Consider the following 16,175-nt stretch of genomic DNA (forward strand, 5'->3'; position numbering starts at 1 on the left):
TGGAGAACTTATTATGGCGAAAGAATTTGGTCGCCCGCAGCGTGTGGCCCAGGAGATGCAAAAAGAGATTGCCATCATCCTGCAGCGTGAAATTAAAGATCCGCGTCTGGGCATGATGACCACCGTTTCCGGTGTGGAAATGTCCCGTGACCTGGCCTATGCCAAGGTGTATGTCACCTTCCTTAACGACAAAGATGAAGCCGCGGTGAAAGCGGGCATCAAAGCGCTGCAGGAAGCTTCTGGCTTTATCCGCTCTCTGCTGGGGAAAGCGATGCGTCTGCGCATCGTACCGGAACTGACTTTCTTCTACGACAACTCACTGGTGGAAGGGATGCGTATGTCCAACCTGGTCACCAGCGTGGTGAAACACGACGATGAGCGTCGTGTGAACCCGGACGACAGCAAGGAGGACTGATGAGTCGTCCTCGTCGTCGCGGCCGCGACGTGCATGGCGTATTGTTGCTGGACAAGCCTCAGGGCGCCTCCAGTAACGATGTGCTGCAAAAAGTAAAACGTATTTATAACGCCAACCGCGCCGGGCATACCGGCGCGCTGGATCCGCTGGCGACCGGTATGCTGCCGATCTGCCTTGGCGAAGCGACCAAGTTTTCCCAGTATCTGCTGGACTCCGATAAGCGTTACCGCGTGATCGCCAAACTTGGCCAGCGCACGGATACCTCCGATGCCGACGGTCAGGTGGTGGAAGAGCGCCCGCTGACCTTTAGCGACGAACAGCTGGCGGCGGCGCTGGACAGCTTCCGCGGCGAGACGCAGCAGGTGCCGTCGATGTATTCGGCGCTGAAATATCAGGGCAAGAAGCTATACGAATATGCTCGCCAGGGTATTGAAGTTCCGCGGGAAGCCCGGCCGATAACCGTCTATGAGCTGCTGTTTATTCGCCGCGAAGGCGATGAGCTGGAGCTGGAGATCCACTGCTCGAAAGGCACCTACATCCGGACGATTATCGATGATTTAGGTGAGAAGCTCGGCTGCGGCGCGCACGTGATTTTCCTGCGTCGCCTGGCGGTAAGCAAATACCCGGTCGAGCGGATGGTGACCCTCGAGCAGCTGCAGGCGCTGGTCGATGAGGCGGCGGCGCAGGATATTCCTGCCGCTCAGTTGCTTGATCCGCTGCTGATGCCGATGGACAGCCCGGCCTCGGATTACCCGCTGGTTAATATTCCAGAAACCTCCGCAGTCTACTTTAAGAACGGCAACCCGGTACGTCAGTCAGGCGCGCCGCTTAACGGGCTGGTGCGAGTGATGGAGAGCGAGTCCGGCAAGTTTCTCGGCATGGGCGAAATTGACGATGAAGGCCGCGTGGCCCCGCGTCGTCTGGTGGTGGAATACCCGGCGTAAGCGCTTTTCTTGCGATAAAAGCCTGCTACGAGTAGAATATCGCCGCTTAACGTCCGCTAACGTGTTTTAACATTTTCGGGCGTTGCATCAGGGGTCGCTGAATTAGAGATCGGCACCCTTTCTTTCTTTTAATTTTTGGAGTTATAAAATGTCTCTAAGCGTTGAAGCTAAAGCAAAAATCGTTTCTGAGTTTGGTCGTGGCGAAAACGACAGCGGTTCTACCGAAGTTCAGGTTGCACTGCTGACCGCACAGATCAACCACCTGCAGGGCCACTTTGCAGAGCACAAAAAAGATCACCACAGCCGTCGTGGTCTGCTGCGCATGGTTTCTCAGCGTCGTAAACTGCTCGACTACCTGAAACGTAAAGATGTTGCCCGTTACTCTGCGCTGATTGAGCGTCTGGGTCTGCGTCGCTAATTCTGCGAGTTTCAGAAAAAGGGGCCTGACGGCCCCTTTTTTCGACCGGGCGGCAGCAATTCATTCAAAACTCATGTATTGTTGCTAGTAATGATCTTCATGCAGAGGTTCGCGCGGCTAATGAGAGGCTTCATCCGCAGGGGCGGGTAAAGGTTGTCATTAGTCGCGAGGATGCAGAAGATCGGGTCAATAGACGCTATGTCGTGGATATGGCGTGATTTATAGATAAAAAGGATAGAATTTTGCTTAATCCGATCGTTCGTAAATTCCAGTACGGCCAGCATACCGTGACCCTGGAAACCGGCATGATGGCGCGCCAGGCAACGGCCGCTGTGATGGTTAGCATGGATGACACTGCGGTATTCGTTACCGTTGTGGGTCAGAAAAAAGCGAAGCCAGGCCAGGACTTTTTCCCGCTGACCGTTAACTACCAGGAGCGTACCTACGCTGCCGGTAAAATCCCGGGTGGTTTCTTCCGTCGTGAAGGCCGTCCAAGCGAAGGCGAAACCCTGATCGCGCGTCTGATTGACCGCCCGGTTCGCCCGCTGTTCCCGGAAGGCTTCGTTAACGAAGTTCAGGTTATCGCCACCGTCGTTTCCGTTAACCCGCAGGTTAACCCAGACATCGTCGCGATGATCGGTGCTTCCGCTGCGCTGTCGCTGTCTGGTATTCCGTTCAATGGCCCAATCGGCGCTGCGCGCGTGGGTTACATCAACGACCAGTACGTACTGAACCCAACCCAGGAAGAACTGAAGTCCAGCAAACTGGACCTGGTGGTTGCCGGTACCGAAGCGGCCGTGCTGATGGTGGAATCCGAAGCGGAACTGCTGAGCGAAGACCAGATGCTGGGCGCGGTGGTCTTCGGCCACGAGCAGCAGCAGATTGTTATTCAGAACATCAACGACCTGGTGAAAGAAGCCGGTAAACCGCGTTGGGACTGGCAGCCGGAAGCGGTCAACGAAGCGCTGAACGCGCGCGTGGCTGCGCTGGCTGAATCCCGTCTGAGCGATGCTTACCGTATCACCGACAAACAAGAGCGTTACGCTCAGGTTGACGTGATCAAATCTGAAACCATCGCCACGCTGGTTGCTGAAGATGAAACCCTGGACGCTAACGAGCTGGGTGAAATCCTGCACGCCATCGAGAAAAACGTGGTTCGTAGCCGCGTACTGGCCGGCGAGCCGCGTATCGATGGCCGTGAAAAAGATATGATCCGTGGTCTGGACGTTCGTACCGGCGTTCTGCCGCGTACTCACGGTTCCGCGCTGTTCACCCGTGGTGAAACGCAGGCGCTGGTTACCGCGACTCTGGGTACCGCACGCGATGCGCAGAACATCGACGAACTGATGGGCGAGCGCACCGACTCCTTCCTGTTCCACTACAACTTCCCTCCGTACTCCGTAGGCGAAACTGGCATGGTGGGGTCTCCGAAGCGTCGTGAAATCGGTCACGGTCGTCTGGCGAAGCGCGGCGTACTGGCCGTGATGCCGACTATTGAAGAATTCCCGTACACCGTGCGCGTGGTATCGGAAATCACCGAATCTAACGGTTCCTCTTCCATGGCTTCCGTCTGCGGCGCCTCTCTGGCGCTGATGGACGCGGGCGTGCCGGTAAAAGCCGCTGTGGCGGGTATCGCAATGGGTCTGGTGAAAGAAGGCGACAACTTCGTCGTGCTGTCTGACATCCTCGGTGACGAAGACCACCTCGGCGATATGGACTTCAAAGTTGCGGGTTCCCGCGACGGTATCTCTGCGCTGCAGATGGATATCAAAATTGAAGGTATCACCAAAGAAATCATGCAGGTTGCATTGAACCAGGCTAAAGGTGCGCGTCTGCACATCCTGGGCGTGATGGAGCAGGCGATTAACGCGCCGCGCGGCGATATCTCTGAATTCGCACCGCGTATCCACACCATCAAGATCAACCCGGACAAGATCAAAGACGTTATCGGTAAAGGCGGTTCTGTTATCCGTGCCCTGACCGAAGAGACCGGCACCACCATCGAGATCGAAGATGACGGTACCGTGAAGATCGCAGCGACCGACGGCGACAAAGCGCAGCATGCTATCCGTCGTATCGAAGAGATCACCGCTGAGATCGAAGTTGGCCGCATCTACAATGGTAAAGTGACCCGTATCGTTGACTTTGGCGCATTCGTTGCCATCGGCGGCGGTAAAGAAGGTCTGGTTCACATCTCGCAGATCGCTGACAAGCGCGTTGAGAAAGTGACTGACTACCTGCAGATGGGTCAGGAAGTACCGGTTAAGGTTCTGGAAGTTGACCGCCAGGGCCGTGTCCGTCTGAGCATTAAAGAAGCAACTGAACAGACTCCGTCTGCCGCAGCGCCGGAAGCTCCGGCTGCCGAGCAGGGCGAGTAAGGTTGCCGTTAGCCCTCCGTTTTTGCGGAGGGCGTTTTACGGGCAGGACGCCTCGTTTGCAGCCGGGGAACAGGACGTTCATCCAATCGTTGTCTTCGGGAGTGGGAAATGAAGCCTTTTTTGCGCTGGTGTTTCGTGGCGACAGCTCTCACGCTGGCAGGATGCAGTAGCACCGCCTGGCGTAAGGACGCCGTCCTCGCAGTACCATTGCAACCGACTTTACAGCAAGAAGTGATTCTGGCACGCATGGAACAAATTCTTGCCAGTCGGGCTTTATCCGATGACGAACGCGCACAGCTTTTATATGAGCGCGGAGTGTTGTATGATAGTCTCGGTCTGAGGGCACTAGCGCGAAATGATTTTTCACAAGCGCTGGCAATCCGACCCGATATGCCGGAAGTATTCAATTACTTAGGCATTTACTTAACGCAGGCAGGCAATTTTGATGCTGCCTATGAAGCGTTTGATTCTGTACTTGAGCTTGATCCAACTTACAACTACGCGCACTTGAACCGCGGTATCGCCCTGTATTACGGCGGCCGGGCTAAGTTAGCGCAAGATGATCTGCTGGCGTTTTATCAAGACGATCCCAATGATCCTTTCCGTAGCCTGTGGCTTTATATCGCCGAGCGTAAACTCGACGAGAAGCGGGCGCTTGAAGCACTCAGAGAGCGCTTAAACAAGTCGGATAAAGAGCAATGGGGATGGAACATTGTCGAGTTCTACCTTGGCGACATTAGCGAAAAAGAGCTGATGACTCGTCTGAAGGCAGACGCAACGGATAACACCTCGCTCGCTGAGCATCTCAGTGAAACCAACTTCTATTTAGGTAAGTACTACCTAAGTCTGGGGGACAAGGACAGCGCTACGGCACTGTTCAAACTGGCGGTCGCCAACAACGTACACAACTACGTTGAGCACCGATACGCATTGTTGGAATTATCGCTCTTGGGCCAGGAGCAAGATGACCTGGCAGAATCGGACCAGCAATAGCTGACGAACACATCAGCCCATAGTTTTTTGCTTGCCATCACCTTCGCGGGTGAGGGCGTTGTTGTTCGTTAATACACCTACTTTGAGCCGGTTCACACTTTTCAATGAAAATTACCGTAAATTTTCACGATGAGTTATGTAGACTGGCCGCCATTAATTTTGAGGCACACGTACTACATGGCTGAATTCGAAACCACTTTTGCAGATCTGGGCCTGAAGGCTCCTATCCTTGAAGCGCTCACCGATCTGGGTTACGAAAAACCATCTCCGATCCAGGCTGAGTGCATTCCGCATCTGCTGGACGGCCGCGACGTTCTGGGTATGGCCCAGACCGGTAGCGGTAAAACCGCAGCATTCTCTTTACCGCTGCTGAACAACATCGATCCTGAGCTGAGAGCACCGCAGATTCTGGTGCTGGCGCCGACCCGCGAGCTGGCGGTACAGGTTGCTGAAGCAATGACGGAATTCTCTAAACATATGCGCGGCGTGAACGTGGTTGCCCTGTACGGCGGCCAGCGTTATGACGTGCAGCTGCGCGCCCTGCGTCAGGGTCCGCAGATCGTCGTCGGTACCCCGGGTCGTCTGCTGGACCACCTGAAGCGCGGCACCCTGGACCTCTCCAAACTGAGCGGCCTGGTACTGGATGAAGCAGATGAAATGCTGCGCATGGGCTTTATCGAAGACGTAGAAACCATTATGGCGCAGATCCCGGAAGGGCATCAGACCGCGCTGTTCTCCGCCACCATGCCGGAAGCTATCCGTCGCATTACCCGTCGCTTTATGAAAGAGCCGCAGGAAGTGCGCATTCAGTCCAGCGTGACGACTCGCCCGGATATCAGCCAGAGCTACTGGACTGCCTACGGCATGCGTAAAAACGAAGCGCTGGTGCGTTTCCTGGAAGCGGAAGACTTTGATGCGGCGATTATCTTCGTCCGTACCAAAAACGCGACCCTGGAAGTAGCTGAAGCGCTGGAGCGTAATGGCTACAACAGCGCGGCGCTGAACGGCGACATGAACCAGGCGCTGCGTGAGCAGACTCTGGAACGCCTGAAAGATGGTCGTCTGGATATCCTGATTGCGACTGACGTTGCGGCCCGTGGCCTGGACGTTGAGCGTATCAGCCTGGTGGTGAACTACGACATCCCAATGGATTCTGAATCCTACGTTCACCGTATCGGCCGTACTGGTCGTGCCGGTCGTGCTGGCCGCGCGCTGCTGTTCGTTGAGAACCGCGAGCGTCGTCTGCTGCGCAACATCGAACGCACCATGAAGCTGACCATTCCTGAAGTGGAACTGCCTAACGCGGAGCTGCTGAGCAAGCGTCGTCTGGAAAAATTCGCCGCGAAAGTTCAGCAGCAGCTGGAAAGCAGCGATCTGGATCAGTACCGTGCACTGCTGGCGAAAATCCAGCCGACGGCGGAAGGTGAAGAGCTGGACGTGGAAACGCTGGCTGCTGCGCTGCTGAAGATGGCTCAGGGCGAACGTTCGCTGATCGTTCCGCCGGACGCGCCGATGCGTCCACGTCGTGAATTCCGCGATCGTGACGATCGTTTCGACCGTCGTGGCGACCGAAATGATCGCGGCCCGCGCGGCGATCGCGAAGATCGTCCGAAGCGTGAGCGTCGTGACGTGGGTGACATGGAGCTGTATCGCATTGAAGTGGGTCGCGATGACGGCGTTGAAGTGCGTCATATCGTTGGCGCGATCGCCAATGAAGGCGATATCAGCAGCCGTTACATCGGTAACATCAAGCTGTTCGCTTCTCACTCCACCATTGAGCTGCCGAAAGGGATGCCGGGCGAAGTGCTGCAGCACTTTACTCGTACCCGTATCCTGAACAAGCCGATGAACATGCAGCTGCTGGGCGATGCGCAGCCGCGCACCGAACGTCGTGGCGGCGGTGAGCGTCGCGAAGGCGGCCGTGGCTTCGGCGGCGAGCGTCGTGAAGGCGGCCGTGGCTTCGGTGGCGAACGTCGTGAAGGCGGTCGTGGTGAAGGACGTCGTTTCAGCGGCGAACGTCGTGAAGGCCGTGCGCCGCGTCGTGACGATGCATCCGCGCCGCGCCGCGATGACTCAGCCGGTCGCCGCCGCTTCGGTGGCGATGCGTAATCAACGCCGCCCGCTAGCGTAAACTAAATAATACAGCCCCGATCGTCATGATTGGGGCTTTTTTTATTCCCTTTGTACTCGTGTACTGGTACAGTGCGTCATGCTCAACGTGAGCGAAGTATTTTCGACTGGAGAATTCGGTAAATGGCGACACTAACCACTACGGCAACCCGTCCGTCTCTGTTTGGCGGCGTGGTGATTATCGGCGGCACGATTATCGGCGCGGGCATGTTCTCGCTGCCGGTGGTGATGTCCGGCGCGTGGTTTTTCTGGTCGCTGGCGGCGCTGGTCTTCACCTGGTTCTGCATGCTGCACTCCGGTTTGATGATCCTCGAGGCCAATCTTAACTACCGCATCGGCTCCAGCTTCGACACCATTACCAAAGACCTGCTCGGCAAGGGCTGGAACCTGGTGAACGGTGTATCAATCGCCTTTGTGCTCTATATCCTGACCTACGCCTATATTTCGGCGAGCGGTTCGATCCTCCACCACACCTTCAGTGAACTGTCGCTGAAGGTGCCGGCGCGCGCGGCGGGCTTCGGCTTTGCGCTGCTGGTGGCGTTTATCGTCTGGATGAGCACCAAAGCGGTGAGCCGCATGACGGCTATCGTACTGGGCGCTAAGGTGATCACCTTCTTCCTGACCTTCGGTAGCCTGCTCGGGCACGTCGAGCCGACGACGCTATTTAACGTTGCGGAGAAGAATGCCTCCTATGCGCCATACCTGCTGATGACGCTCCCGTTCTGCCTGGCCTCGTTTGGCTATCACGGCAACGTGCCGAGCCTGATGAAATACTACGGAAAAGATCCGCGCACCATCATCCGCTGCTTAACCTACGGTACGCTGCTGGCGCTGGGTCTGTATGTCGTTTGGCTGCTGGTGACGATGGGTAACATCCCTCGTCCGCAGTTTATCGACATTGCGCAGAAGGGCGGCAACATTGATGTGCTGGTGCAGGCGTTGAGCGGCGTGCTGAATAGCCGGAGTCTGGATCTGCTGCTGGTGGTGTTCTCGAACTTTGCTGTCGCCAGTTCGTTCCTCGGCGTGACGCTGGGGCTGTTCGACTACCTGGCGGATCTGTTTGGCTTTGACGATAGCGCGATGGGACGCTTTAAAACCGCGCTGCTGACCTTTATCCCGCCGATGATTGGCGGACTGGTCAAACCCGATGGTTTCCTCTACGCCATCGGCTATGCTGGCCTGGCGGCGACGATCTGGGCGGCGATTGTACCGGCGCTGCTGGCTCACGCCTCACGCAAACGCTTCGGCAGCCCACAGTTCCGCGTTTGGGGCGGAACGCCAATGATTGTGCTGATCCTGCTCTTTGGCCTCGGCAATGCGGTTGTACATATCCTGTCGAGCGTCAATCTGCTGCCGGTTTATCAGTAAAGCTATTGCCCGGTGGCGCGACGTCCACCGGGCTGACGTGTGTGTTACCCCAACAGCTCCTCTTTCACCTGCATCGCTAAATCGAAAGAATGCAGACGCGCCTGGTGGTCGAAGATCTGGCCATTGACCATGATTTCGTCCGCCTCGGTTTCACGCAGAATCGACTCTAGCCCATGGCGGACTTTAGTTTTATCGCCGACCAGCGACATGCTCAGTGCCTGCTGCACACCATACTGCTCGGACGCTGACCACAGCTGATGCATATTTTCCACCGGCGGCGGCAACTGCCCGGTCTCGCCGCGACGCAGCTTCACAAACGCCTGCTGCATGGAGGTGAAGAGAAACTCCGCATCGCGGTTGCTGTCGGCGGCGATGATATTGATACACACCATCGCGTACGGTTTTTCCAGCCGCGCCGAAGGTTTGAAATTGCTGCGATACAGATGTAGGGCCTGGAACAACATATCCGGCGCGAAGTGCGAGGCGAAGGCAAACGGCAGGCCGAGCTGCGCCGCCAGTTGCGCGCTATAGAGGCTTGAGCCCAGCAGCCATACTGGAATGCGCTCCCCGTAGCCGGGAACCGGGCGCACGTGCGGGTTCGGATCGCGGGCGTCAAACCAGTCCACCAGTTCCGCTACATCGCGCGGGAAATTATCGACATCGCCGCTCATATGGCGACGCAGGGCGCGCATGGTCGGCTGATCGCTGCCCGGCGCGCGGCCAAGGCCGAGGTCGATCCGCCCGGGGTAAAGGGTGTTCAGGGTGCCGAACTGCTCAGCTATCACCAGTGGAGAGTGGTTAGGCAGCATCACGCCGCCGGACCCGAGATGCAGGGTGGTGGTGTTGGCGGCGAGATAGCCAATCAGCACCGAGGTCGCTGCGCTGGCAATGCCGACCATATTATGGTGCTCCGCCAGCCAGTAGCGATGATAGCCGCGCGATTCGGCCAGCCGGGCGAGATCCAGAGAGTGGGTAAAGGCTTCTTTGGCAGAAGATCCTTGCGGGATCGGCGCCAGATCGAGCACCGAGAATGGAACAGATTTGTCAGTCATAAAGGCTCACTTTGCTACAGCATCGTCATCAGATTGAAGGTCTTCTTCCAGCCTGGCGCATCCTGGACGCGCCAGCCAGAAAAGCTGCATCTTTAATAATGCATTAAAATCTGAGCACTGTTGTTAACAAAGTGAGCGGTTTATCAGGCCTGAAGCACCAGTCCTGGCAATCGTTTCCAGTAGCCGTTGCAATCGCTATTGCTGGTGAGATCCAGCGGCGCAGCGCCGTTTTCGTTGGCGCGGAAGGCCTCGAGCATGGCGAAGGTCTCGTTGCCCATCGGCGACAGGCGCACCATATCCACCAGGCCGTGCATGGAGGTCAGCTCATTGCCCAGGTTATAGACGTAGCCGCTCATGGTCTGAATACCATTGAGCACGAACACCTGCTGGTTCTCCTGCGACAGCATGCTGCGCCCGGTTGGGTACTTGATGCAGCAGGTTTCGCACTCGTCCTTTGGCCGGTCTTCCGAGCGGGCGGTAAAGCAGCGCGCGGAATAAGCCAGCGGCAGATGGCCGTAGCTCAGCACTTCGACTTCAAACTGGTTGCGGATACCCAGCTCTTCGCACTGGGTCAGTAAATTAGCCAGCCAGTCGCGGGAGAGTTCCACCGGCATGCACCAGCGCACCATGCCCTGTTTCCGCAGCAGGCGCAGGGTAACGGCGTTGTAGCAGTTCAGCGCATGCCCGGCGACGAACGGTAGCTTGCGTTCGGCGCAGAGATTTACCACGCCCAAATCACTGGCCTCAATCAGAAATTCGCCGTTATCGACATAGCGCTTCAGCTCGCCCAGTTCAGAAGAGGCCTGCACCAGCGCGAGAGTGGAGAGCACCACCTGCTTGCCGCTAGCGGCCAGCGTTTTCGCCATTTCGATCCAGTCGCCAACTTTGGTGGCGCGGCGTTTGCTGCATACCGCTTCGCCGAGATAAATGGTGTCGGCGCTGCAGTTTGCCGCCTGCTGGTAAAAATCTTCCAGCGTCTCTTTTGGCCAGTAGTACAGCACCGGCCCTAATGAATATTTCATGTTTCTCACTGCCATTTACGGTGATAAGCGCCAAGGGTAGTTTGTGTCCCCTCGGACATGGCGCCCAGGGTCTCCATCCAGGCGGACTGCGGTACGAAATTCTGCGGATCGGCTTTGCAGCGATCGATCGCCTGGCGCCAGACTTTCGCCACCTGGGTCACGTAAGCCGGGCTGCGCTGACGGCCTTCGATTTTCACCGAGGCGATATTGGCGGCCATCAATTCCGGCAACAGTTCCAGGGTGTTGAGGCTGGTGGGCTCCTCCAGCGCGTGATAGCGCTCGCCATCAACCAGGTAGCGGCCTTTGCACAGCGTCGGATAACCGGCATTTTCGCCATCCTGATAACGGTCAATCAGCACTTCATTGAGACGCGATTCCAGCCCCTGCGGCGTTTGCTGCCAGCGTACGAAGCGGGCAGGCGAACAGGCGCCGACGGTGTTGGGCGATTCGCCGGTCAGGTAGGAAGAGAGATAGCAGCGGCCTTCCGCCATGATGCACAGGCTGCCGAAGGCGAAGACTTCCAGCGGCACCGGCGTGGCGCGGGCCAACTGTTTCACCTGATGAATAGACAACACGCGCGGCAGTACGACGCGCGCGACGTCGAAGTTGCGATGATAGAAGCGAATGGCCTCTTCATTGGTGGCGGAAGCCTGCACCGAAACGTGACGCTCAATGTGTGGGTAACGCTCCGCAGCGTACTCCAGCATGGCGATATCGGCCAGAATGAGCGCATCGGCGCCCAGCTGAGCAGCCATATCCACTGCTCGCTGCCAGCGGGCGTAGCCGTCGGGATGAGCGAAGGTATTGATGGCGATATGCAGCTTACGACGGTGCTGATGCACAAAGCTGACGGCTTCCTGCAGTTTCTTTTCGGTGAAATTAAGGCCGGCAAAGTGGCGGGCGTTGGTGTCATCTTTCAGCCCGATATAGACGGCATCGGCGCCGTTTTCGATGGCCGCCTTAAGCGCCGGAAGGTTACCGGCTGGGCAGAGCAGCTCCATAATTTTTCCTGAAAAATGCGGCCCGTCAGGGACGCTGAATGGTTAACGAGCAGGGATTTTAGTTAACCTTCTGGTGACAATTTTTGATTTGAGGCAGTTAAAAGTGTATTGGCGGCGCCAATAACTGGCGGCCGTCATCGCGTTTTTGTTGATTTACGCCGCTATGTTGTTTATGTGATATGGCACAATAGCGGAACTATTGCATTCATGGAGTAAAGCTTGTGTTGGATAAACTGCGTTCCCGGCTGGTCCACTTTGGCCCGTCTTTAATGAGCGTGCCGGTTAAGCTGGCGCCTTTTGCCCTCAAGCGCCAGGTGCTGGAGCAAGTGCTGAGCTGGCAGTTTCGCCAGGCGCTGGCGGAGGGGGAGCTGGAGTTTCTTGAGGGGCGTTGGTTAAGTATTCATGTGCGTGACATCGGTCTGCTGTGGTATACCTCGGTAGTCGATGGTCGACTGGTGGTCAGCCAGCAGGCCGACGCCGACGTCAGCTTCAGCGCCGACGCCAGCGATCTGTTAATGATCGCCGCGCGCAAGCAGGATCCGGATACGCTATTCTTCCAGCGTCGTCTGGTCATTGAAGGCGATACGGAGCTGGGGCTGTATGTAAAAAATTTGATGGACGCCATTGAGCTCGAGCAGATGCCAAAAGCGCTGCGCGTGATGTTGCTGCAACTGGCGGATTTTGTCGAAGCTGGACTGAAGAGCCCGCAGAAACCTGAACAGACATCGGTAGGTGAGGCATGCTGATTCGAGTGGAGATTGGGATTGATGCACCGGGAATCGACGCGCTGCTGCGTCGTACCTTCGGCCGCGATGCCGAAGCGCAGCTGGTGCACGATCTGCGTGAAGATGGACTGATCACGCTGGGGGTAGTGGCGACGGATGATGAAGGCCAGGTGATCGGCTACGTTGCCTTCAGCCCGGTGGCGGTGGAAGGTGAAGAGCTGCAGTGGGTCGGCCTGGCGCCGCTGGCGGTAGATGAACGCTACCGCAGACAGGGCATTGGCCGGCAGCTGGTTTACGAAGGGCTGGACTCGCTGAATGAGTTTGGCTACGCCGCGGTGGTGACGCTGGGCGACCCGGATTTATACCGTCGCTTCGGCTTTGAACCGGCCGCGCGCTTCGATCTCCGCTGCCGCTGGCCGGACAGCGCCGAGGCGTTCCAGGTTCACCGTCTGGCGGATGACGCCCTCGACGGCGTCCATGGCCAGGTCGAATACAGCGAGCACTTTAATCGTCTTTAAGCCTTGCCAGCAGGGTTTCGAAGGCATCCTCTCCGGCAACGAGGCGCTCTTTTTCGCGCTTCGTTAGCTGCTTGACGCGATATTCCAGTCGCAATGCAAGTGAGTGTTCACCAACTTCGTGGCTAAAGGCCAGCTGCAGGTCGCCTTTGCCGCGCAACGCCTTTGCGCCTTTTCCCGCCTGATGCTGGCGAAAGCGGCGTGGCACGTCGGTGGTGATGCCGGTATAAAGGCGATTATCCGCGGTTCGAATGAGATACAGAAACCAGCACACGGTCACAAAGTCACTATGGTAAGGTGTGTGCACCATAGCATAATGGAGAAGAAAGATGGATACGCTTGCCGCCATTGGTCGCTGGCTGAGTAAACAGCACGTCGTCACCTGGTGCGTCTCCCGTGAAGACGAGCTGTGGTGCGCGAATGCCTTTTACGTCTATGACCCGGATACCGTGGCCTTTTATCTGCTCAGCGAGGAGCACACCCGCCATGGCCAGATGACCGGACAGAGGGCGAAGGTGGCCGGCACGGTTAACGGCCAGCCAAAAACGGTGGCCCTGATCCGCGGCGTGCAGTTCAAAGGCGAGATCCGTCGTCTGAGCGGTGACGAAGAGGCGCGAATGCGCCAGCGCTACGTCAAGCGCTTCCCGGTGGCCCGCATGCTGTCGGCGCCGGTATGGGAGATTCGTCCGGACGAAATCAAATTTACCGACAACACGCTGGGTTTCGGGAAAAAATTACACTGGCGGCGTGATGCCGGCGCCGAGCAGGCGTAGCGCTTCGCGATTGAAGGCCGGCAGATCGTCCGGCGTTCTGCTGGTGACCAGCTGTTCGTTATCGACCACCACCTCCTGGTCGTAAAACTCGCCCCCGGCGTTTTTCACATCCACCACAATCGGTTTCACCGCCGTGAGCTTACGTCCGCGGATCACATCGGCGCTGATCAGCAGCTGCGGGCCGTGGCAGATGGCAAACACCGGCTTACCGCCGTTGACAAAATCGCGGGTAAAAGTGACGAAGCGTTCATCACCACGCAGCTGGTCGGGAGAGTAGCCCCCGGGCAGCAATAAGGCATCAAATTCACCCGGTGTGACGTCATCGATGGCTCTGTCGATGGTGACCTCGGCTTCTCCCTGCTTACCCTTCACCGTTTTGCCAGCCTGCTTTTCGATCGTGATGACCTGATGCCCGGCGAGCTTAAAGGCTTCGGCGGGAGAGGTAAATTCAGAATCTTCAAAGTCGTCGGTAATGAGGACGGCTATCTTTTTACTCATGCTTCCTCCACTGTCTGGATGGTCAATGAGGTAATTCCATGATGATGGTGGATACTTACCTTGTAAGGTATTAAGCCTGGAACATGAGCCCGAAAGTGCAAGGCGGAGAATTCTGTAAAGGAGAACCAATGAGTCAGGTATTATTAACCGGCGCGACCGGGTTAGTTGGCGGTCACTTACTCCGGCTGCTGCAGAATGAGCCCCGTATAAGCACCATCGCCGCGCCGACGCGTCGCCCGCTGGCACCAGCGGAAGGTGTCTTTAATCCTCACGATCCCCAGCTGACCGATGCCCTGGCGCAGGTGGTTGACCCGGTGGATATCGTCTTCTGTTGCCTGGGAACGACGCGCCGGGAGGCCGGGAGCAAAGAGGCCTTCGTCCATGCTGACTACACGCTGGTGGTTGATACCGCGCTGACCGGCAAACGACTGGGTGCGCAACATATGCTGGTGGTTAGCGCGATGGGCGCCAACGCCCACTCGCCGTTTTTCTACAATCGGGTGAAGGGAGAAATGGAGGCGGCGCTGATTGAGCAAGACTGGCCGCGGCTGACCATCGCCAGGCCGTCGATGCTGTCAGGCAAGCGGGAAAAAAAGCGGGCCAATGAGACCTTCCTCGCACCATTGTTCCGGCTCTTGCCGGGGAACTGGAAATCCATTGCGGCCCGCGATGTGGCGATCGCCCTGCTGGCGGAGGCGCTGTCGCCCACCCACGAAGGGGTGCGAATTCTGTCATCATCGGAACTACGGGAGCGCGCCGCGCGGCAGGCTGAATAGCGGTTTGCAAACGCAGGCTTCCGGCGTAGTATTCACGGCTTCAATTCATATCCACATTTCTTGCTGGGGAATGCTATGGCTGGTCAGTCTTCATCTCAGGCGGCGTCACCATTTCAATGGTGGAAACCCGCGCTTTTCTTTCTCGTCGTGATTGTTGGTCTGTGGTACGTCAAATGGCAGCCGTACTACGGGAAAGCCTTCACCGCTGCGGAAACCCACAGTATCGGTAAATCTATTCTCGCCCAGGCCGACGCTAACCCGCTGATGGCGGCGTGGGACTATGCGATGGTTTACTTCCTTGCCGTCTGGAAAGCGGCGGTGCTCGGCGTGCTGCTCGGGTCGTTGATTCAGGTACTCATTCCGCGCGACTGGCTGCTACGCACCCTGGGACAATCGCGGTTTCAGGGCACGCTGCTGGGAGCGATTTTCTCGCTGCCCGGCATGATGTGCACCTGCTGCGCCGCGCCGGTCGCGGCCGGGATGCGCAAACAGCAGGTGTCGATGGGCGGGGCGCTGGCGTTCTGGATGGGGAACCCGCTGCTCAACCCGGCGACGCTGGTGTTTATGGGCTTTGTTCTGGGCTGGCAGTTTGCGCTGGTTCGCCTGGTGGCGGGCCTGGCGACAGTATTAACTGTGGCGACGCTGGTGCAGAAATGGGTGAAAGAGGCGGCGACGCAGCCGGTAGCGGTGCCTGCTGCACCGTCGGAAGCGACTCAGGGCGGCTTCTTTAGCCGCTGGCTGCAGGCGCTGTGGACGCTGTTCTGGAACACGATCCCGGTTTATATCCTCGCGGTGCTGGTGCTGGGAGCGGCGCGCGTCTGGCTGTTCCCGCACGCCGATGGCGTGGTGGATAATACGTTGTTCTGGGTTATCGCGATGGCGATCGCCGGCTGCCTGTTTGTGATCCCTACCGCGGCGGAAATTCCGATTGTGCAGACAATGATGCTGGCGGGTATGGGGACGGCGCCCGCGCTGGCGCTGCTCATCACACTGCCGGCAGTGAGCGTGCCGTCGCTGATTATGCTGCGTAAAGCCTTCCCGGCCAAAGCGCTGTGGCTGACGGGCGGACTGGTGGCGCTGTGCGGGGCGATTGTCGGTGCGCTGGCGCTGGTGTAGTTTGCCGTAAACGTACGCATAGCGGGATTGGATGCCGGGTGGCGGCTACGC

At 57.7% G+C, this 16,175-nt stretch carries 17 protein-coding genes and 1 pseudogene; 13 read left to right on the top strand and 5 right to left on the bottom strand.

Features of this window, described 5'->3' with window-relative positions; translation table 11 throughout:
* Positions 1–13: 13 nt before the first annotated feature.
* From rbfA to mtr, 8 genes and pseudogenes are all read left to right on the top strand, one after another.
* The gene (gene rbfA / locus AB1E37_RS02695; protein WP_002918248.1) at positions 14–415 is read left to right on the top strand and encodes a 30S ribosome-binding factor RbfA; all 402 of its coding nucleotides are present in this window, start codon (positions 14–16) and stop codon (positions 413–415) included.
* Positions 415–1,359 carry a tRNA pseudouridine(55) synthase TruB gene (truB, locus tag AB1E37_RS02700; protein ID WP_004144892.1) on the top strand — a complete coding sequence of 315 codons (945 nt, stop codon included), beginning with the start codon at positions 415–417 and terminating at the stop codon, positions 1,357–1,359. The genes rbfA and truB overlap by 1 nt, the downstream gene beginning before the upstream one ends.
* Positions 1,360–1,507: 148 nt before the next feature.
* Positions 1,508–1,777, top strand: a complete 270-nt coding sequence (gene rpsO / locus AB1E37_RS02705) for a 30S ribosomal protein S15 (RefSeq protein ID WP_002918244.1) — start codon at positions 1,508–1,510, stop codon at positions 1,775–1,777.
* A 242-nt stretch (positions 1,778–2,019) separates the two neighbouring features.
* Positions 2,020–4,267, top strand: a pseudogene (gene pnp, locus AB1E37_RS02710) (polyribonucleotide nucleotidyltransferase).
* A complete protein-coding gene (nlpI, locus tag AB1E37_RS02715) occupies positions 4,264–5,148 on the top strand; it encodes a lipoprotein NlpI (RefSeq protein ID WP_002918241.1) in 885 nt (294 codons plus the stop codon). Before pnp ends, nlpI begins: the two are co-directional and overlap by 4 nt.
* 104 nt (positions 5,149–5,252) lie before the next feature.
* The gene (yrbN, locus tag AB1E37_RS02720) at positions 5,253–5,333 is read left to right on the top strand and encodes a protein YrbN (RefSeq protein WP_085903200.1); all 81 of its coding nucleotides are present in this window, start codon (positions 5,253–5,255) and stop codon (positions 5,331–5,333) included.
* Positions 5,326–7,257 (top strand): ATP-dependent RNA helicase DeaD, encoded by a 1,932-nt coding sequence (gene deaD / locus AB1E37_RS02725; RefSeq protein WP_004150943.1) that lies wholly within the window; start codon positions 5,326–5,328, stop codon positions 7,255–7,257. The genes yrbN and deaD overlap by 8 nt, the downstream gene beginning before the upstream one ends.
* A gap of 144 nt (positions 7,258–7,401) precedes the next feature.
* On the top strand, positions 7,402–8,646 hold the full coding sequence (gene mtr / locus AB1E37_RS02730; protein WP_002918235.1) for a tryptophan permease: 1,245 nt from the start codon (positions 7,402–7,404) through the stop codon (positions 8,644–8,646).
* 44 nt (positions 8,647–8,690) lie between these two features.
* Here mtr and AB1E37_RS02735 read toward each other — a convergent pair whose 3' ends face one another.
* The 3 genes from AB1E37_RS02735 to AB1E37_RS02745 form a co-directional block, all read right to left on the bottom strand.
* A complete protein-coding gene (locus AB1E37_RS02735) occupies positions 8,691–9,698 on the bottom strand; it encodes an LLM class flavin-dependent oxidoreductase (protein ID WP_002918234.1) in 1,008 nt (335 codons plus the stop codon).
* A 143-nt stretch (positions 9,699–9,841) separates the two neighbouring features.
* Positions 9,842–10,720: a U32 family peptidase gene (locus tag AB1E37_RS02740; RefSeq protein WP_002918233.1), complete on the bottom strand. Its 879-nt coding sequence runs from the start codon at positions 10,718–10,720 to the stop codon at positions 9,842–9,844.
* Positions 10,721–10,725: 5 nt separating this feature from the next.
* Complete coding sequence (locus AB1E37_RS02745; RefSeq protein ID WP_002918232.1) at positions 10,726–11,721, bottom strand: peptidase U32 family protein; 996 nt, start codon at positions 11,719–11,721, stop codon at positions 10,726–10,728.
* Between the two features lie 221 nt (positions 11,722–11,942).
* Here AB1E37_RS02745 and AB1E37_RS02750 point away from each other — a divergent pair, with 221 nt between their 5' ends.
* Positions 11,943–12,467 carry an SCP2 domain-containing protein gene (locus AB1E37_RS02750; protein ID WP_002918231.1) on the top strand — a complete coding sequence of 175 codons (525 nt, stop codon included), beginning with the start codon at positions 11,943–11,945 and terminating at the stop codon, positions 12,465–12,467.
* A complete protein-coding gene (locus AB1E37_RS02755) occupies positions 12,461–12,964 on the top strand; it encodes a GNAT family N-acetyltransferase (protein ID WP_032448139.1) in 504 nt (167 codons plus the stop codon). The genes AB1E37_RS02750 and AB1E37_RS02755 overlap by 7 nt, the downstream gene beginning before the upstream one ends.
* Here AB1E37_RS02755 and AB1E37_RS02760 read toward each other — a convergent pair.
* Entirely contained in the window at positions 12,951–13,241 is a 291-nt protein-coding gene (locus tag AB1E37_RS02760) for a GIY-YIG nuclease family protein (RefSeq protein WP_002918226.1), read from the bottom strand. The two genes, AB1E37_RS02755 and AB1E37_RS02760, sit on opposite strands and share 14 nt — an antisense overlap.
* A 49-nt stretch (positions 13,242–13,290) precedes the next feature.
* Between AB1E37_RS02760 and AB1E37_RS02765 the strand changes: the two genes are divergently transcribed.
* Positions 13,291–13,734 (top strand): YhbP family protein, encoded by a 444-nt coding sequence (locus tag AB1E37_RS02765; RefSeq protein WP_002918223.1) that lies wholly within the window; start codon positions 13,291–13,293, stop codon positions 13,732–13,734.
* On the opposite strand, the gene AB1E37_RS02770 is transcribed toward AB1E37_RS02765, so the two are convergent.
* Positions 13,696–14,232, bottom strand: coding sequence for a type 1 glutamine amidotransferase domain-containing protein (locus tag AB1E37_RS02770; RefSeq protein WP_016947465.1), 537 nt, complete (start codon positions 14,230–14,232; stop codon positions 13,696–13,698). The two genes, AB1E37_RS02765 and AB1E37_RS02770, sit on opposite strands and share 39 nt — an antisense overlap.
* A 128-nt stretch (positions 14,233–14,360) precedes the next feature.
* Between AB1E37_RS02770 and AB1E37_RS02775 the strand changes: the two genes are divergently transcribed.
* Together AB1E37_RS02775 and AB1E37_RS02780 are read left to right on the top strand one after the other, a co-directional pair.
* Positions 14,361–15,008 (top strand): NAD(P)H-binding protein, encoded by a 648-nt coding sequence (locus AB1E37_RS02775; protein WP_023288018.1) that lies wholly within the window; start codon positions 14,361–14,363, stop codon positions 15,006–15,008.
* 75 nt (positions 15,009–15,083) lie between these two features.
* Positions 15,084–16,124, top strand: coding sequence for a permease (locus AB1E37_RS02780; protein ID WP_004889624.1), 1,041 nt, complete (start codon positions 15,084–15,086; stop codon positions 16,122–16,124).
* Positions 16,125–16,175 lie beyond the last annotated feature (51 nt).

It is taken from the genome of Klebsiella sp. Shm-1, from assembly GCF_040804525.1.
In the GTDB taxonomy this organism is placed as follows: Bacteria; Pseudomonadota; Gammaproteobacteria; order Enterobacterales; family Enterobacteriaceae; genus Klebsiella; species Klebsiella pneumoniae.

Excerpts from the sequence above, each read along its gene's own strand:
- nlpI (WP_002918241.1), top strand. The coding sequence starts at position 4,264 with ATGAAGCCTTTTTTGCGCTGGTGTTTCGTGGCGACAGCTCTCACGCTG.
- AB1E37_RS02765 (WP_002918223.1), top strand. The coding sequence starts at position 13,291 with ATGGATACGCTTGCCGCCATTGGTCGCTGGCTGAGTAAACAGCACGTC.
- rpsO (WP_002918244.1), top strand. The coding sequence starts at position 1,508 with ATGTCTCTAAGCGTTGAAGCTAAAGCAAAAATCGTTTCTGAGTTTGGT.
- mtr (WP_002918235.1), top strand. The coding sequence starts at position 7,402 with ATGGCGACACTAACCACTACGGCAACCCGTCCGTCTCTGTTTGGCGGC.
- AB1E37_RS02745 (WP_002918232.1), bottom strand. The coding sequence starts at position 11,721 with ATGGAGCTGCTCTGCCCAGCCGGTAACCTTCCGGCGCTTAAGGCGGCC.
- deaD (WP_004150943.1), top strand. The coding sequence starts at position 5,326 with ATGGCTGAATTCGAAACCACTTTTGCAGATCTGGGCCTGAAGGCTCCT.
- rbfA (WP_002918248.1), top strand. The coding sequence starts at position 14 with ATGGCGAAAGAATTTGGTCGCCCGCAGCGTGTGGCCCAGGAGATGCAA.
- AB1E37_RS02780 (WP_004889624.1), top strand. The coding sequence starts at position 15,084 with ATGGCTGGTCAGTCTTCATCTCAGGCGGCGTCACCATTTCAATGGTGG.
- AB1E37_RS02740 (WP_002918233.1), bottom strand. The coding sequence starts at position 10,720 with ATGAAATATTCATTAGGGCCGGTGCTGTACTACTGGCCAAAAGAGACG.
- AB1E37_RS02755 (WP_032448139.1), top strand. The coding sequence starts at position 12,461 with ATGCTGATTCGAGTGGAGATTGGGATTGATGCACCGGGAATCGACGCG.
- AB1E37_RS02770 (WP_016947465.1), bottom strand. The coding sequence starts at position 14,232 with ATGAGTAAAAAGATAGCCGTCCTCATTACCGACGACTTTGAAGATTCT.
- yrbN (WP_085903200.1), top strand. The coding sequence starts at position 5,253 with ATGAAAATTACCGTAAATTTTCACGATGAGTTATGTAGACTGGCCGCC.
- AB1E37_RS02735 (WP_002918234.1), bottom strand. The coding sequence starts at position 9,698 with ATGACTGACAAATCTGTTCCATTCTCGGTGCTCGATCTGGCGCCGATC.
- truB (WP_004144892.1), top strand. The coding sequence starts at position 415 with ATGAGTCGTCCTCGTCGTCGCGGCCGCGACGTGCATGGCGTATTGTTG.
- AB1E37_RS02775 (WP_023288018.1), top strand. The coding sequence starts at position 14,361 with ATGAGTCAGGTATTATTAACCGGCGCGACCGGGTTAGTTGGCGGTCAC.